1 pseudogene is annotated in these 383 nt (G+C 70.2%); it reads left to right on the top strand.

Going from position 1 to position 383, the window contains the following annotated elements:
• Positions 1-383: pseudogene (locus RNB18_RS53445) on the top strand (polysaccharide pyruvyl transferase family protein); the annotation flags it as partial.

Below are 383 nucleotides of genomic sequence, written 5' to 3'. Positions count from 1 at the left end.
GCCCGAACTGACCGCCGACTCGCGGATCGCGGTCAACGGCTCGCACGGCGCGATGGAGAAGCAGGGCCTCGACCAGGTGGTCAGGTACGCCCACGCCCGCTACCCGCGCCTGCGGTTCATCGGCCAGAACCTCAGCGACGCACGGCAGTTGCACTGGCGGGACCTCTCCCACCCGAACGCCGCCGTGACCGCGATGCCGACCCACCCCGACCACCCGATGTACCGCGAGGACAAGGTCCGCGTCTACATCGACCCGGTCACCTGGATCGACGACCTGCGCGACTTCGACTTCTCCTACGGCTCGCGCATCCACGGCAACATCGCCGCGCTGCTCGCGGGCACCCCGGCCACGGTGCTGTGCGGCGACTCGCGCACCCTCGAAC

The organism is Streptomyces doebereineriae, assembly GCF_031845645.1.
GTDB classification, from domain to species: Bacteria; Actinomycetota; Actinomycetes; order Streptomycetales; family Streptomycetaceae; genus Streptomyces; species Streptomyces canus.
Note: the sequence above shows the minus strand (reverse complement) of the source record. Positions and strands in the feature narration are given on the sequence as shown.